General features: G+C 43.0%; 10 protein-coding genes and 1 tRNA gene. 1 reads left to right on the forward strand and 10 read right to left on the reverse strand.

Annotated features, from left to right (window positions below; all coding sequences use genetic code 11):
* Positions 1-223: 223 nt before the first annotated feature.
* The 9 genes from BLW31_RS13670 to rho form a co-directional block, all read right to left on the reverse strand.
* Positions 224-299: transfer RNA gene (locus tag BLW31_RS13670), tRNA-His, on the reverse strand.
* A gap of 64 nt (positions 300-363) precedes the next feature.
* Positions 364-1,500 (reverse strand): CapA family protein, encoded by a 1,137-nt coding sequence (locus BLW31_RS13675; protein ID WP_022301904.1) that lies wholly within the window; start codon positions 1,498-1,500, stop codon positions 364-366.
* Between the two features lie 152 nt (positions 1,501-1,652).
* On the reverse strand, positions 1,653-2,534 hold the full coding sequence (gene folD / locus BLW31_RS13680) for a bifunctional methylenetetrahydrofolate dehydrogenase/methenyltetrahydrofolate cyclohydrolase FolD (protein WP_010538856.1): 882 nt from the start codon (positions 2,532-2,534) through the stop codon (positions 1,653-1,655).
* A gap of 303 nt (positions 2,535-2,837) precedes the next feature.
* Positions 2,838-4,160, reverse strand: a complete 1,323-nt coding sequence (ffh, locus tag BLW31_RS13685) for a signal recognition particle protein (RefSeq protein WP_010538855.1) — start codon at positions 4,158-4,160, stop codon at positions 2,838-2,840.
* Positions 4,161-4,217: 57 nt separating this feature from the next.
* Positions 4,218-5,540 (reverse strand): MATE family efflux transporter, encoded by a 1,323-nt coding sequence (locus BLW31_RS13690; RefSeq protein ID WP_010538854.1) that lies wholly within the window; start codon positions 5,538-5,540, stop codon positions 4,218-4,220.
* 39 nt (positions 5,541-5,579) lie between these two features.
* Positions 5,580-7,547, reverse strand: coding sequence for a tetratricopeptide repeat-containing sensor histidine kinase (locus BLW31_RS13695; RefSeq protein ID WP_010538853.1), 1,968 nt, complete (start codon positions 7,545-7,547; stop codon positions 5,580-5,582).
* Positions 7,544-9,400, reverse strand: coding sequence for a tetratricopeptide repeat-containing sensor histidine kinase (locus BLW31_RS13700; protein ID WP_010538852.1), 1,857 nt, complete (start codon positions 9,398-9,400; stop codon positions 7,544-7,546). The genes BLW31_RS13695 and BLW31_RS13700 overlap by 4 nt, the downstream gene beginning before the upstream one ends.
* 83 nt (positions 9,401-9,483) lie before the next feature.
* Positions 9,484-10,950, reverse strand: a complete 1,467-nt coding sequence (locus BLW31_RS13705; protein WP_029425639.1) for a sulfatase family protein — start codon at positions 10,948-10,950, stop codon at positions 9,484-9,486.
* A gap of 259 nt (positions 10,951-11,209) precedes the next feature.
* Positions 11,210-13,387, reverse strand: a complete 2,178-nt coding sequence (gene rho / locus BLW31_RS13710) for a transcription termination factor Rho (RefSeq protein ID WP_010538850.1) — start codon at positions 13,385-13,387, stop codon at positions 11,210-11,212.
* A gap of 236 nt (positions 13,388-13,623) precedes the next feature.
* Here rho and BLW31_RS13715 point away from each other — a divergent pair, with 236 nt between their 5' ends.
* Positions 13,624-14,460: a 4Fe-4S binding protein gene (locus BLW31_RS13715; RefSeq protein WP_010538849.1), complete on the forward strand. Its 837-nt coding sequence runs from the start codon at positions 13,624-13,626 to the stop codon at positions 14,458-14,460.
* Here BLW31_RS13715 and tilS read toward each other — a convergent pair.
* Complete coding sequence (tilS, locus tag BLW31_RS13720) at positions 14,445-15,725, reverse strand: tRNA lysidine(34) synthetase TilS (protein ID WP_010538848.1); 1,281 nt, start codon at positions 15,723-15,725, stop codon at positions 14,445-14,447. The two genes, BLW31_RS13715 and tilS, sit on opposite strands and share 16 nt — an antisense overlap.
* Positions 15,726-15,748: the final 23 nt, after the last annotated feature.

A 15,748-nucleotide genomic window follows, 5' to 3' on the forward strand; every position in this document is an offset into this window, starting at 1 on the left:
AGAAGAAGACGATAAACATTTAACTCCATTTTCTATAAATTTGAAGGCAAAGATAAGAATTTGTAATTTCATCCCTCAGATTTATTCATTGATCCTATTAATTGGGGGTCAACAATAGGTCAACAACAAGGAAGATTAAGCAATATTTAGCATGATTTCAGTCTCCAAATAACCACTACCAACAAAAAGAAACCCCTCATAAGTACTTAACTTATAAGGGGGGGGGTGGAAGACCGGACTCGAACCGGCGACATTCAGAACCACAATCTGACGCTCTAACCAACTGAACTACATCCACCATGTCTGCGTTTCTCTAACGCGGTGCAAAGATAGATATTATCTTTAAATCTCCAAAAGATTCTGCTACTTTTTTTTATAAAAAAGATATTCTTTTATTCCCTGATTATGCTTGTTGAAGTGGGTTCGCGCATCATTTGTGAAGATTCTCAGAGAGTTACGAGCATTAACGGGAATGGAGTCAGAGGGGAGATTGATGGGTAGTAATTGATGATTTTTTTTTCCCGATTGAATCGGACGGGCTGTCCATACTAAACTATATTCACAATGATTGAGTCGGATGGTACTATCTTTTACTAATTCCATTCTGACCATCAAGCCGCCATCTGTGCGACGGGCAGACATGTTGGAAATATAATTTCCCAATGAGTAAACTACAAGATGTTTCTCTTTTGTAAGACTGTCTTCACGAACTTCAATAGGTTGTACGACATGGGGATGAGAACCAATAACATGATCCACTCCTTTTTGAAGCAGCCAGTCAGCTAAAAACTTCTGTTTTTTGCTAGGGAGTGACTGGTATTCGATTCCCCAATGCATACAGGCAATAATTGCGTCGGGATTCAGTGCTTTGCTTGCTTCGATATCTTTAGCTATGATTATTGTATCAATATAATTGACAATATTGGGGGGAGTGACAACGATTCCATTGGTGCCGTACGTATAGTTGAGCATGGCAATACGGAATCCGTTTTTCTCTAATAAAAGGGGATATTTGTTTTCACGTTCTTCAGAGTTGATGTATGTTCCGGCATGTGGAATATTCAAGGAATCTATAAGCTGTATGGTTCGTTCCAGACCTTTTCTGCCACGGTCGAGACTGTGGTTGTTAGCGGTTATCAGTACATTGAAACCGGCGTTATGGATGGCCGTCAGATATTCATCGGGAGCGCTGAAAGCAGGGTAGCCTTTGTATGGCTTTCCTCCGAGGGTTACTTCCAGGTTAGCTATCGCAAAGTCGGCTCTGCTTATTTCTTCTTTGACATATTCAAAATAGGACGAATAATCGTATCCTCCTTCTGTGGTGCGTGCAGCATTTATTTGTCCTTGATGTTGCATGAGGTCTCCTACGAAAAGAAGCGAAAGAGTATCTGTTTTCAGACTGTCTGTTGTCGGTATTTGTATGGCAATGGTATTCTCTTGTGCTTTGCCGATGCAGGAGAATTGTGTAACCAAAAGAAGGGATACTAATAGTTTTTTCATGGATTCAAGAGGGGTTATTGTGTCTTTTCGAGAATAATTTTACCTGAACGGATAGTAAACAGAAGGGGAGAGGGAGATTGTAGTTCTTTTCATAGTAGTCAGATTTAAGGGAGAGAAGGACAGTGAAAGTTACTTCACTGTCCTTCCATGTATTACTTATAAATAGCTTTTTTGCCGGCTAAAAGTGTATTTTTCATTAGCGATACAATTGTCATCGGTCCCACACCACCCGGTACAGGAGTGATGAAAGAGCATTTGGGTGCTACTTCGTCAAACTTAACATCCCCTGTCAGCTTGAAACCGGATTTTTTGCTGGCATCCGGAACGCGGGTAGTACCTACGTCGATAACTACTGCGCCTTCTTTTACCATTTCTTCTTTCACAAAATTAGGTTGTCCCAAAGCGGTGATAATAATATCTGCTTCCTGACATTCCTTTATCAGATCTTTGCTACGGCTGTGGCATACAGTAACGGTTGCGTCACCCGGATACGCTTTCTGCATCATCAGAGAGGCCATTGGTTTGCCAACTATGTTACTGCGACCGAGTACTACACATTTCTTTCCGGAAGTTTCTATCTGATAACGTTTCAGCAGTTCGAGAATACCGTTAGGAGTGGCAGATACGTAGCAAGGAAGTCCGATAGACATACGTCCCACATTGATAGGGTGGAATCCGTCTACATCTTTACGATAGTCGATCGTCTCGATGACTTTCTGTTCGGAGATATGTTTCGGCAACGGGAGCTGTACGATAAATCCGTCTACGTCGTCGTCATTATTCAGTTCGCGTACTTTTGTGAGTAGTTCTTCTTCGGTCACGTCATTTTCATAACGGATCAGAGAGGATTTGAATCCACAAACTTCGCAGGCTTTTACTTTGGCAGCTACATAGGTTTCGCTGCCGCCATCATGTCCCACAAGAATTGCTGCCAGATGCGGGCGTTTGCCGCCACGAGCTACAATTTCGGCTACTTCAGCTGCAATCTCTTGTTTTACTTGTTCGGAAATGGCTTTTCCGTCTATCAGAGTCATATTTTCAGAGTATTTATTGGTGATGGACAAAAGTAAAATAAATAACTGAACTCTCCAAAAGGATTGGAGTTTTTGTCAGGAGATGAGGCTTGGAATGTGTTGAGGGGGAGTTGGTGACGAGCGAAAAATAGACTGCGATACAGTCTGGTTTATTGGTCAGGAAAATGGAATCTTTTACTTTATTCATTCAGAATATGTTTTTATAGAGGTATGTGCAATATTTACGTATCCTTACTCTACTGCAAAAATAAAGGAGGAAGTTTGTACTTCCTCCTTCTATCTGAAACAGAATAAAATTCTTTCTTACTTTTTCATTTTCGGCATCATCTTGCCCATTTTGCTGCTGGTCACCATCTTCATCATTTTGCGAGTCTGGTCGAATTGTTTCAGCAAACGATTTACTTCCTGAATAGTCGTTCCGCTACCTTTGGCGATACGTGTGCGACGTGAGCCATTCAGTAATTCCGGATTAGAACGTTCTGCCGGAGTCATGGAATAGATAATAGCTTCGATGCTCTTGAAAGCATTATCGTCAATATCGATGTCTTTGATTGCTTTACCTACTCCCGGAATCATGGAAGCGAGTTCTTTTAGGTTACCCATCTTCTTGATTTGTGCAATCTGGCTGAGGAAGTCATTGAAATCGAACTGATTCTTGGCAATCTTCTTTTGCAAACGTTTTGCTTCTTCTTCGTCATACTGTTCCTGAGCACGTTCTACCAATGAAACGATGTCACCCATACCAAGGATACGGTCTGCCATACGTGCCGGATGGAACTGGTCGATAGCATCCAGCTTTTCACCTGTACCTACAAACTTAATCGGTTTGTTGACTACCGAACGGATAGAAAGAGCTGCACCACCACGGGTATCACCATCCAGTTTAGTCAGTACTACACCGTTAAAGTCAAGTCGTTCGTTAAATTCTTTGGCAGTATTTACGGCATCCTGTCCTGTCATGGAGTCTACTACGAACAGAATTTCGTCCGGATTGATAGCTTCCTTGATAGCGGTGATCTCGTTCATCATCTGCTCATCTACAGCCAGACGTCCGGCTGTATCGACGATTACGAGGTCATATCCTTTGGCTTTAGCTTCCTGGATAGCATGTTGTGCAATCTCTACCGGATTTTTGCTGTCCAGCTCTGAGTACATCGGAACTTCGATTTGTTCTGCCAGCACACGCAATTGTTCGATAGCTGCCGGACGGTAAACGTCACAGGCTACCAGTAATGGCTTGCGATTCTTCTTTGTTTTCAGCATGCGTGCCAACTTACCGGAGAAAGTGGTCTTACCCGAACCTTGCAGACCTGACATCAGAATAACTGCCGGACGGGATTCGAGGTTGATTTCTACAGTTTCACCACCCATTAACTGAGTCAGTTCGTCGTGCACAATCTTCACCATCAACTGGCTTGGCTTCACAGCCGTAAGTACATTCTGACCGATGGCTTTTTCTTTCACCGTGTCAGTGAAAGTTTTCGCAACCTTGTAGTTAACGTCGGCATCAAGCAATGCCTTACGTACATCTTTCAGCGTCTCCGCCACGTTAATTTCGGTGATTTTGCCTTCACCTTTCAGAATCTTGAATGACCGTTCTAGTCTTTCACTTAAATTATCGAACATAGTTGTTTAATTACGAATTAATATTTGAGCCTGCAAATGTACAAAAATCTCTTGTATTTATATCTTTTTATTCTGCCATTTTGCTTTTTTGAGATAAATATAGCTTGTTAACAGCAGTAAGGTATAGTACAGAATCTCAATCGTAAAGCAGATTTCGATCGGTGCTTTGAGCCACATTCCGACAAAAACGATGTAGGAACCATAAATGGCAATCGTGATTGTTTCGAGCAATAAGGCTGCCTGTGTATTTCCTGTTCCGGAGATACCATTGAATACGACATTGGCTACTGATGCTATGAGCATGGCGCAACAGATGACATATACCGAAGGTACGGATTCTGTGATTAACGCTGCTTCGCTGGTATAAACGGAGAGCAGGAACTGTGGAAACAAAACCGACAACCCTACTAATCCGAGCATAATAAAGAACGAAAATCGGGCTATTTTATTGATAAGCGGCATGACGTACTGGATACCTCCTGCACCAATCGCATTGCTGACAAGGCTGTTAGTCGTCGTTGCCAGTGCATTTACCGGAATCAGCAGTACGACATAGATACTGCGGACGATGTTGGCGATTGCCAGTTCCCGCTGTCCCAGCCGTTCTACGGCAACAAAGAACACGAACCATGTTGCCATCGACAAGAAATATTGAAGCATGGTGAAGCATGAGATGCTGAGAATACGCATCAGCAATGCCGGATCGAATGAGCGGAGACGGTTCAGACCGTATTTTTTCAGGTCGACACTGATATACGTATAAATCAGGAAGAAAAGGATGGAGGAAGCTTCTGCCAGTACGGAAGCGATGGCGGCTCCTTTGATACCCATTTCCGGCAGACCGAATTTACCGAAAATCAGTGCATAGTCCAGTATTACGTTGGTCAATGCCATGACGACGGCATTAATGGTCAGTACTTTGGTACGGGTGATACCGATGTATAGTGCACGGAACATCACATTGATAAACGAGAAGAAGAATCCGTAAATACGCCAGTCCAAAAATTCCATTGTGCCTTCGTAGATGGATTCGGAAGAAACCAGTAACCGCATGATATTTCCTCCGAACGCTTTGGTAAAGCCGAACATCAAGATGGCTATCAACAGAAGGAACATGACTCCTTGAATCATTACCGGTCCTACATCACTGTAACGTCCTTCTCCATTGCGTCGTGCAATGACGATCTGTGAGCCTGTACTGAATCCGAAAGCGATAGTAAATATACATATATAGAATAGTCCACCCATGGCCGAAGCTCCCAGAGCCACTTCGCTCACGTGTCCCAGGAAGGCGGTATCGGTGACATTGATGACATTTTGCGCCAGCAAGCTAAGTAGTATCGGATAACTGACACTCCAAATCTGTTTGTTGGTATACATAATTAAGCGTTTAAGTTTACAGTTTGCAAAGATAGTGCTTTATTCCGATTCTGAAGCAATGGGATAGGCGAAAACAATTTCCGAACCTTCTGTTCCTTGTGCATTAACTTGATAGATTCCTCCGAAATAAGCCAGCAGTAACTGGTTGATTTCATGCCGGATAATGCTCTCCTGTGAGGTGAAATTCTCGTCTGCCAATGGAGAATTGAGAATACGGAACTGAAGCATTCCGCCATTCCGGCTCACTGTAAAGTAGATGATTCGTTCCTCCGGTTGTTCTTCCGGTTCATATTCTTGCGGATAGGTCAGAGTGCTGAGTAATGCATGTCCCAATCGGGTTGTATCCGTATGAAGGGAAAGTGAGTCTACTTCCGAAGTGAATCGGATTTGAATACCTGTCTTTTCATTATTCATGCGTGCCATGTAGCATACTTCGTTACAAAGTGCGACAGCGTCATAGTCTTGTATCTGGAATTTCATCATTTTGGCTTCCAAGCGTGACAAATCGAGTACATCATTGACAAGTCGCATTAATTTCTCTGAACTTTGGTGGATAATTGCTGAATATTCTTCTCTTGTATTTTCGTCTATGTTTGGTTCGCTGGCTATGAGTTGTGAGAATCCTACTACATTATTGAGCGGAGTCCGGATGTTATAGCTCATATTTGACAGAAAGCGGTTCTTGATTTCATTGGTCACCCGTACTGTTTCCGCTGCTTTGCGTATTTCGCTTTCTGAGTATTTCAAGGCTTTTCGAATTTTGAAGAGCCGAAACAGGGAAATGAACAATACAATCAGAATGGCAGTGATTGCCACCAGGCTGGTCAGGCGGATCTGATTGGTTTGTTTTTGTTGTTTCAGTTCTATCTTGTCCAGATTGTAGCTTTTTTTGATTTGCTCCATTTGGGTGTTGGAGAGTGCCATAGCAGCTGAGTCTTTGATGGCTAGTGCCTGCTGATAGAGAGTCGTAGCTTTGTTATAGTCTTCAGCTTCTACCCATATTTTAGCCTGTTTTAGCAGTTGTTCGGCATAGTCGCTGGTAAAATCCTTCTTCAGCATAGTTAATGTAGTATCGATATAGGCTGATGCCTGCTGGTATTGCTTGATACTCTGATAGTATTCTGCATAGATGTCGTAGTAGAGCACCTTATACATGAAATAGGTATTTTCAGTCAGATACTTTTTAGATTTTTCTATATGTGAATAGGCTAGTAGGGGTTGATTGGTATTCAGATAATAATGTGCGTAGAAAATCTCATTGAAAATGAATACGTCAGCAAAACCGTCTTTTAAAGATGGGTTGTCGATGATGAATTTGCGGAGTACACTTTCCAGTTCTTGCAGGTACTTCAGTTGCCTGTTATTGTCTTTCATTTCTTTGGTTACGGATATGAGCTGAGACAATACGGAAATATGGACTACTGCATTGCCCTTTTTCGGAAGCAGCCTGTATGCTTCTTCCAGTGCTTTAAGACCTTCGTCCCAGCGCTGGCTACCGATATAAGCATTGGACAGACATTGGTAAGCAGCTACGGTGCCTCGGTTGCTGTTGGTGTTGAGGGCTTTCTGCTTCATTTTGTTCGCTTCGCTGATGGCGAGCTCATATTGTTCGGTAAAAGTATATAAATCAATTTGGAAGCGTTGAGCATCGAAAAAATAATCCCATAGACCGGATCTCTGGACATACGGTTCCATTCGTACTATCCATTTGGCTACACTATCCTGTTCACTGCGATTGTAATAATACAATAGATGATAATAAGCGGCTAAACTGGCATATTTGTCATTTTTTAGTTTTAATGCTTCCTGCATCAGCGTATCTGAATATTGGATACATTTGTAGTTGTTTTGCTCTATCTTAATAATATCATTCAGGGTAGAGAGACGGGTTGTGTCATGCGGCAGTGTCTGCAACACTTGTAGTAAACTGTCTGAGGCTATGTCGGTGTTTGCATGACCCGGCAACAGACAGTAACAAGTAATCATCAGTAGTATGAGTCGTTTCATCTGGTTTCCTCCTCTTTTATCTGCCCTTGGCGAATCGGGTGTGTGAACAGAAAACGTGCTCCTTTGTCATAGCCCGGGTCAATCCATATTTTGCCTCCCAATTGTTCGATAATGAGTTGACAGATGGACAATCCGAGTCCTGTGCCCTGTGCGTTTTCATCGAGTTTCTCGAAGCGGTTGAATATCTTATTCTGGTTCTCCTTGGAGATTCCGCAACCGGTATCACTGACGGAGAAGAGTGCTGTGTCTTCCGTTTGTTTTATCAGTTCCAGTGTGATCGTGCCTTGTGTCGTAAATTTCGTAGCGTTGATGAGTAAGTTGATTAATACTTGTTGGAGGCGGGCACTGTCCGTTGTCAGTTTCAGCGAACTGAGAGAGGTGGAAAAGCGTACTTCTGCCTGAGTCTGCTTTATTTTTTCAACCATGTCAATGACATTTCTGCACAAAGCTACAATATCACATTCCTTGAATTTGAATTTCATTTTTCCGATTTCAAGGCTGGATAAATCGATCACGTCATTAATCAGTTTGAGTAGTAATTCCGAGTTTTGCTGGATGATATCATTGCATTGCTGTTTCGTTTCATTATCAATGGATTCTTCTGTCAGAATGGACGAAAAACCGGATAATGCATTAAGAGGAGTGCGAATCTCATGGCTCATGTTGGAGAGGAAAAGACTTTTGGTATGGATAGACTTTTCTGCTTGTTTCTTTGCTTCTTCCTGCTCCCGTTGCGACTGCAAAAGGCGATTGTTGTTACGCTTGATATGGAAAATGGCGCTGATGATCAGTACTACAATAATCAAGATAACGGAGAGACTCCAGTAATAAAGATTTTTTTGTATGTTTATATAGTTATGTTCACTTTTGTCTATCTGATATAGGGTATGCAGTTCGTTTATCTGTCTGAGATAGCTTTGGGCATCCAATGAATCTTTGAGATTATTTATTACCTCATACACCTTGCATGCCTCTTGCTTTTCACCCATAAGTGCTAAAACTTTGGCACGTTCCTGCAATAACTGAACGTGCCTGAATAAAGCGGACTTTTTTGTTATTGCAAGTAATTCATCATATTCTTTCAGTGCTTTATCATATTCTTTTGATTCAATATGATAGCTGGCGTACATATAGCTGGAAATCGAAAAATAGTATGGATATGGATATTGCTTGCAGATTGTATCTAATTGTTTCAGACACTCTAATGCCTTCGGGAGCATATTGGTCTGGATATAATAATATGCATAGCTACAAGGCAGATAAAAGTCATTAGGCAAACCGGATTCCTTGTGGTAGAGGGATTCCAGGTATGAAAAATCTTTCTGGATATCTGCCATTGGTTTAAAATTGAGTTCGCTCAGAATCAAATAGAACATACTTGTTTTAAGGTATGAATTGCTTGCGGGAATTTTCTGCATTATTTTCAGAGATTCTTCATAAGACTCCATGGCAGATTGAAAATTTCCTGAGCTTTGATAGGTATCTGCAAGAGCGCGCAGTGCCAGTGCTGTTCCGAAAGGATAATCTATTGTTTTGGCTTGCTGATACATCGAATTTGCGTTGTTGATTGCCAGGCTGATATTGCCTTCTGTGACTAATGCCTGAACTGCCATCATTTTCAGTGGAAACAGAATATGGTATTCTTGCCGCTTTTCTAATTCAGGACTTAAAAGCTTTTCCCATAAAATGATGCTGTCTGTGGTAATGTTGATATCTGTATAGAAAGAAAGGTCATAATCGACAAGTGGTTGCAGTGAGGCTAATCGTTCTTTATTCAGGTTTGTTGCATGGAGAGCCGCCGATATAAATATGGCTGCAATTGTTGCTGATATATGCTGTAAATTACTGTTCACTATTTTGTTTGTTCGTATGGTGATGTGCAAAAGAAATAAAAAGAGTGAAGACTGGCAAGGAATCTTCACTCTTTTTTATAGAATTATTTTCTTTTGATGATTTCACGTGCTCCAGGACCTTCGTGACTGGGGTAGCCGGGAGTGTGGTTTCTGCACCGAGGGTCGGCATCTACTTTCAGGCTGCGGTAATCATCTTTGGAACGTGTGATATAATCGTTCAGCAGAGCACGGTGCTCGGCGAGTATTTTAGAGTATTTAGGGTCCTTGGCAAGATTTTTTCTTTCACCCGGGTCTTTTTTCATGTCATATAGTTCTTCTCCGTTTCCTTCCAGATAATGTGTGTATTTGTATCTGGGACCACGCACCATACGTCCGGGAGTAGTGACGTATTCATATTCGCTGTGCCATTCGGAAACAACGTAAGGATGGCTTTCCTGTTGTTTCTCTCCTCTTAGAGTCGGTGCAAGGCTGATGCCGGCTTTTTCTGCCGGAACTGCAATGCCTGCCAAATCGCAAAGGGTAGGCAAGAGATCTAATGTAGGTTGTGTCAGAAGATGATCTACAGGCTTTTTCTGCTGTTTGATGCCGGGACCTGCGAAGATAAACGGAACGTTGGTCATTTCATCATAGAAGCTGATATGTTTGGTCACCATGCGATGAGATGCCATACCGTCGCCGTGGTCTGCCAGGATTACGACAATGGTGTTTTTTCCGGCAGGGGTGGAGTAAAGGGCTTTCAGTACGCTCTCTACTTGCTTGGATACCATCTTGGTATAATGCTGGAAAGCAGCGATATAATGGCGATAGTTTTCTTCGCTCCAGTGGGCAGCCTGTGTCATGCGGCGGTGGCTGCAACAGATATACTGCACGGGAGTAGGAATATTACTCCAGTCTTCTACATCAAAGTTGTCCGGCAATTCGGGTAGGGGACCGCTGATGGGGCGATCTGTGTGTACACCTGCGTTTTCACCGATGAATCCGCAAATGTTATGTGGGTTTTGGAAATCCGCAATGCAAATAAAGGGTTCTTTAGGCGGATTGTTGAGGTAGGCAACTGCATCTTCACAGGTACCTACATCTAGAAAACTGTCATTGTTGACCGGAAATTCGGGATCGGTAAATGGCTTGGCTACCGGTTCTTTATGTTTGAAACCTCTCAGTGAGCCCATGTCATGAGTCTTTCCGAAGTGTACAGCTTCATAGCCGCTTTCGGAAAAAAGGCTTCCCAGTGTCGGCACGCTTTCCGGCAGGCGTGTGTTGATGGGTTCGCTGGAATTTGAACGTACATTAGTTTGATGGGGCATCATGCCGCTCCATAGTGCTGCACGTGAAGGCTGACTGAGGGGGCAGCCTACATAAGCGTTAGAGAAGATCACTCCTCTTGATGCAACTTCGTCAATGGGAAGTGTACAGCCTTGTGTATGCCCGTAAGCACCTACTACACGTTGTGTCAGATGGTCGCACTGGATAATCAGAAAGTTAGGCTTTTCTTGTGCCTGAGCCGCTGCGCCACAAAGGGCCAATCCCATGAATGGATAAATTGTTTTCATTCTTGGTTAGAATTAAGTGATTGATTTTGTAGCAAAAGTAGGAAAAAACAAAAAGCAAAAAAGAGCAGGGAAGTGCTTTTGGACGTAAATGAAACTAATTTGTACAAAAATGAAAGATGCGATGAACGATTTGTGGAGAACGGCGGATGTTTGCGATGAATCGTGAACAGTGGGCTATAGAAAGAACGGTGGATAAACTGCGATTATTCATCGTTCCAGTTTATCCACCGTTCATTATTTGTTGCTCACTTATTCTTGATTAGCTATTCATGCTCATCAGGAATTCGTCGTTGTCTCTTGTTTTTTCCAGACGGTCTTTTACAAAATCCATTGCTTCGATAGGGTTCATATCTGCAAGGTATTTGCGTAATATCCACATGCGGTCGAGTGTTGTCTTGTCAAGCAGCAGATCGTCGCGACGAGTGCTGGATGCAGTGATGTTGACAGCAGGGAAGATACGCTTGTTGGACAGGTTGCGGTCGAGCTGTAACTCCATGTTACCTGTACCCTTGAATTCTTCGAAGATAACTTCGTCCATTTTGGAACCGGTGTCGATCAGTGCAGTAGCAATGATAGTCAGTGAACCGCCGTTTTCGATGTTACGGGCAGCACCAAAGAAACGTTTGGGCTTGTGAAGCGCATTGGCATCCACACCACCGGAGAGTACTTTGCCGGATGCGGGAGATACTGTATTGTACGCACGTGCCAAACGGGTGATAGAATCGAGGAAGATTACTACGTCGTGGCCGCATTCTACCAGCCTTTTTGCTTTTTCCAGTACGATGCCTGCGATTTTGACGTGGCGTTCTGCCGGTTCGTCAAAAGTAGAAGCGATAACTTCTGCATTGACGCTGCGTGCCATATCGGTTACTTCCTCCGGACGTTCATCGATCAGTAGCATAATCATATATACTTCCGGATGATTGGCTGCGATAGCGTTGGCGATATCTTTCATTAAGATCGTTTTACCTGTTTTGGGCTGTGCAACGATCAGTGCACGCTGTCCTTTACCGATCGGGGCGAAAAGGTCTACAACACGGGCAGACATGGAATCTGAATACCCGCCTTTACAGAGTCTGAATTTCTCGTCAGGGAAGAGCGGAGTCAAATGTTCGAAAGGAACACGGTCGCGAACGAATGCCGCATCACGTCCGTTGATCTTTGATACCTTCACTAACGGGAAATATTTTTCTCCTTCTTTGGGTGGACGGATGATGCCTTCTACCACGTCACCGGTCTTAAGACCAAATAACTTAATTTGTGACTGTGATACATAAATATCGTCCGGAGAAGAAAGATAATTGTAATCAGAAGAACGGAGGAATCCGTATCCGTCCTGCATGATTTCCAAAACGCCTACTCCGCTGAGGATATCATCAAATTCGTAGGGTTTTTCACGCTCAATCACTTTGCGTTCCGGCTGTTGTTGTACAGGAGGAACGCTCTCGGCAACATTATTCTGCTGTGGTGCAGGACGTTGCTGCATCGGAGGACGCTGATTGTTATTGTTATTACGCTGGAAATTATTATTGTTGTTGGCGTTAGCATTGGCATTGTTGTTGCCGGCATTGTTATTATTATTGTTGTTGTCGCGTGGACGGACAATACGCTGGCGTTGTTGCGGTTGAGAATGCTGTTGCTGTGGTTGTGGAGCCTGTTCGGGGGCTGCCTGTGCCGTTTCTGCTTTTGTAGCTTCAAATTTGCCGAAGAGTTCGGTAGGAAGCTCTATTTTTTCAGAAGGCAGGTCTTCGATTGGGATAAAGTCATCATCGTCGTCGCTGGACAGGATATTGCTTTCTTCATCGATCACCGGTGCCGATTTCTTTTGTGGTTTGGCGATTACTGGTTTTTCTGCAATAGCCGGCTTGTTTTCCTTTACTTTCTTTTCTGTCTCTTGTACCGGAGCAGCTTTTTCAGCAGGTGCAACTACCGTTTTTTCTGCAACCGCTTTTTCTTCTGTTGCTTTCACTATCGGTTTTGCATTTTCCACTTCCTTGCTTTCTGCTTTTTCAGTGGTGTTGGCGTCTTTGCGTGGACGGCCTACTTTGCGTTTTGGAGCAGCATTTTCCGCTTTCGGTTCAGCAGCAGGAGCCTCTTTGGCTTTATTGGCAGCTTCTTCTTTAGGCTGTTGCTGAACTTTGGCTACAGGAGCATTTTCTTTATTTTTAGCTACTTCAGCGTTTTTCGGCGCGGGTGCTGCTTTTTCCTCTTTTTTCGGTACGGCTGTGCGCGAACGCTTGCTTTTCTCTCCTTTGCGTTCTTCTTTTAATTTCTCTGCGGCAACTTTCTTAGTGGCTCCGGCTATGGCTTGCTCATCGAGTATCTTGTAAACAAGTTCTTCTTTTTTAAATGAGTCTGCTTTTTTGATGCCTAGCTCTTTGGCAATAATTTGAAGTTCCGACAGATTTTTGTCGTTCAATTGGATAATGTTATACATATAGTATGGTAAGTTATTAAAATTTCTGTCTTGATGAAATATGGACAGCATTACTACAGCGTAATAACCGCAGATATGCGAGCATATGTTTTGTTTTTAATTATGAATTAGGGATGTATATGTTGAATCGTAGAATGTTTCAACGGGGCAAAGATAATAAATATTTTTGGTTTCATGAACAATCAGACACTTTTTTCAGCGTAAAAACGTATCTTTGCTGTATAAAAGAAAATAGTATGACAGTAAATGAAGCTCGTTTAATTTATTTTTCGCCTACACACACATCAAAACAAGTAGCCGAAGCAATTGTTCACGGAACTGGTATAAAAAATGTCGTTCCGATGAATCTCACATTGCAGACTGTCGAGGAAACCGTTATTCCCACTTCTGCATTGGCTGTTATCGTAGTTCCTGTATATGGAGGTCATGTGGCTCCTTTAGCTATGGAACGTCTGGAAAATATTCGTGGACTGGATACTCCTACTGTGTTGGTCGTGGTTTATGGAAATCGTGCTTACGAAAAGGCATTGATGGAACTGGATGCTTTTGCTATTCCCCACGGGATGAAAGTGATTGCCGGAGCAACCTTTATAGGTGAACATTCATATAGCACCGATAAATGCCCGATTGCAGACGGGCGTCCGAATGAATCGGATTTGAATTATGCGGAAGATTTCGGAAGAAAAATAATGGAGAAAATACAAGCGGCTGCTGGAGAAGAGACTCTCTATCAGATCGATGTACGTGCTATAAAACGCCCCAGTCAGCCATTTTTCCCTTTATTCCGCTTTTTGAGAAAAGTGATCAAGTTGCGCAAAAGCGGTACTCCGCTCCCTCGTACCCCTTGGATAGAGGATGAGAGCTTGTGTACTCATTGCGGTATCTGTGCGGCTCGTTGTCCGGCTGGAGCAATCACCAGAGGGGATGAAGTAAACACAGATGCGGAAAAATGTATTAAATGTTGTGCCTGTGTGAAAGCTTGTGCGAAGAAGGCAAGGGTGTATGATACTCCTTTCGCGTCTCTGCTTTCCGAGTGTTTCAAGAAACAGAAACTACCTCAGACTATCTTATAGATTATCACCCGTTTGGTCGTTTCGTCTATACGAAAGCGGTTATCTGTCCGTTCACCTATCAGCCATGCTATGCGTTCGCCGCAGCAGAGTACCCATTGGCGTTCCTTTTGGCTGATAGAGAATTTGCGGTCGGTCAGATAATCGCTTACTTTTTTCCTGCCTTTCATGCCGAAGGGAATAAATGTATCGCCTGTCCGCCATTTACGACAGTGTATTTCCTCTGTTAATTTATCGGCATCGAAACAAGCGGTCTTTTTATCCTGTGGAATCTGGAAATCGGGAGAGTATTCTCTTTCTTCCTTTATTAATTGATAAGGAAGAGTGGTTCCATCTTCCGGGCGGATACTTTCCAATAAGAGCAAATTACGGTCTTTGATAACTCTCCATTCTTTGCTGATGAATTGTTTTCCCGGTTGCCCGTGGAGGGAGTTTGCTATATCTTTGATTTGTGCCGAATTAAATCCTAGTGGATGCAGCGTCTCAAATAAAAGGGTTTCGGGAGTGGGGGCGTCCAATAAAGCGTCGATTCGGATACCTTCCGGAGTGATAATCTTCTTTTTGGTTTCGTCTATTACCTTATTATATATAGTAGCAACATCATTCAGATAATTGCTTGTCTCTATCAGGCTGTTTTTGACTGATGGATTTATTTCCTGCATCAGTGGGAGCAGATGGAGACGGATTTTATTACGGGTGTATTCATCTTCCAGATTGGTGCTGTCTGTTACGAAGTCTTGTCCGATCTGTTGTAGGTAGCGGATGATTTCTTCCCGATTGATGCAAAGCAGTGGGCGTACGATTGCTCCGTTTCGGGGACGGATTCCTAATAAGCCGGTGATGCCTGTTCCACGAATGAGGTTGAGCAGCATCGTTTCTACACTGTCGTCCTGATGATGAGCTACGGCGATTACATTGGCTTTACATTCTTTTTTTATTTTTTCGAACCAGTTATAGCGAAGTTCTCTGGCTGCCATTTCTATCGAAATCCGTTTTTCTGTTGCATACTGAGTGGTGTTGAAGTCGATAGTATGCAGATGAATCCCGTATTTTCGGCAAAGTTGCCGTACAAACAGCTCATCCCGATTTGACTCTTCCCCACGTAAATGAAAGTTGCAGTGGGCAGCTTCACATGGATAACCTGCTGTATGGAGAACACACAACAAAGCAACAGAGTCTGCTCCACCACTCAGGGCAACCAGAATCTTATCATTTAATGAGAATAAATGCTCCTTCTCTATATATTGTATAACCCGTTGTTGTATCATATCTGCAAAGATAATAGTTTATT

This window comes from Bacteroides faecis MAJ27, from assembly GCF_900106755.1.
GTDB lineage: Bacteria > Bacteroidota > Bacteroidia > Bacteroidales > Bacteroidaceae > Bacteroides > Bacteroides faecis.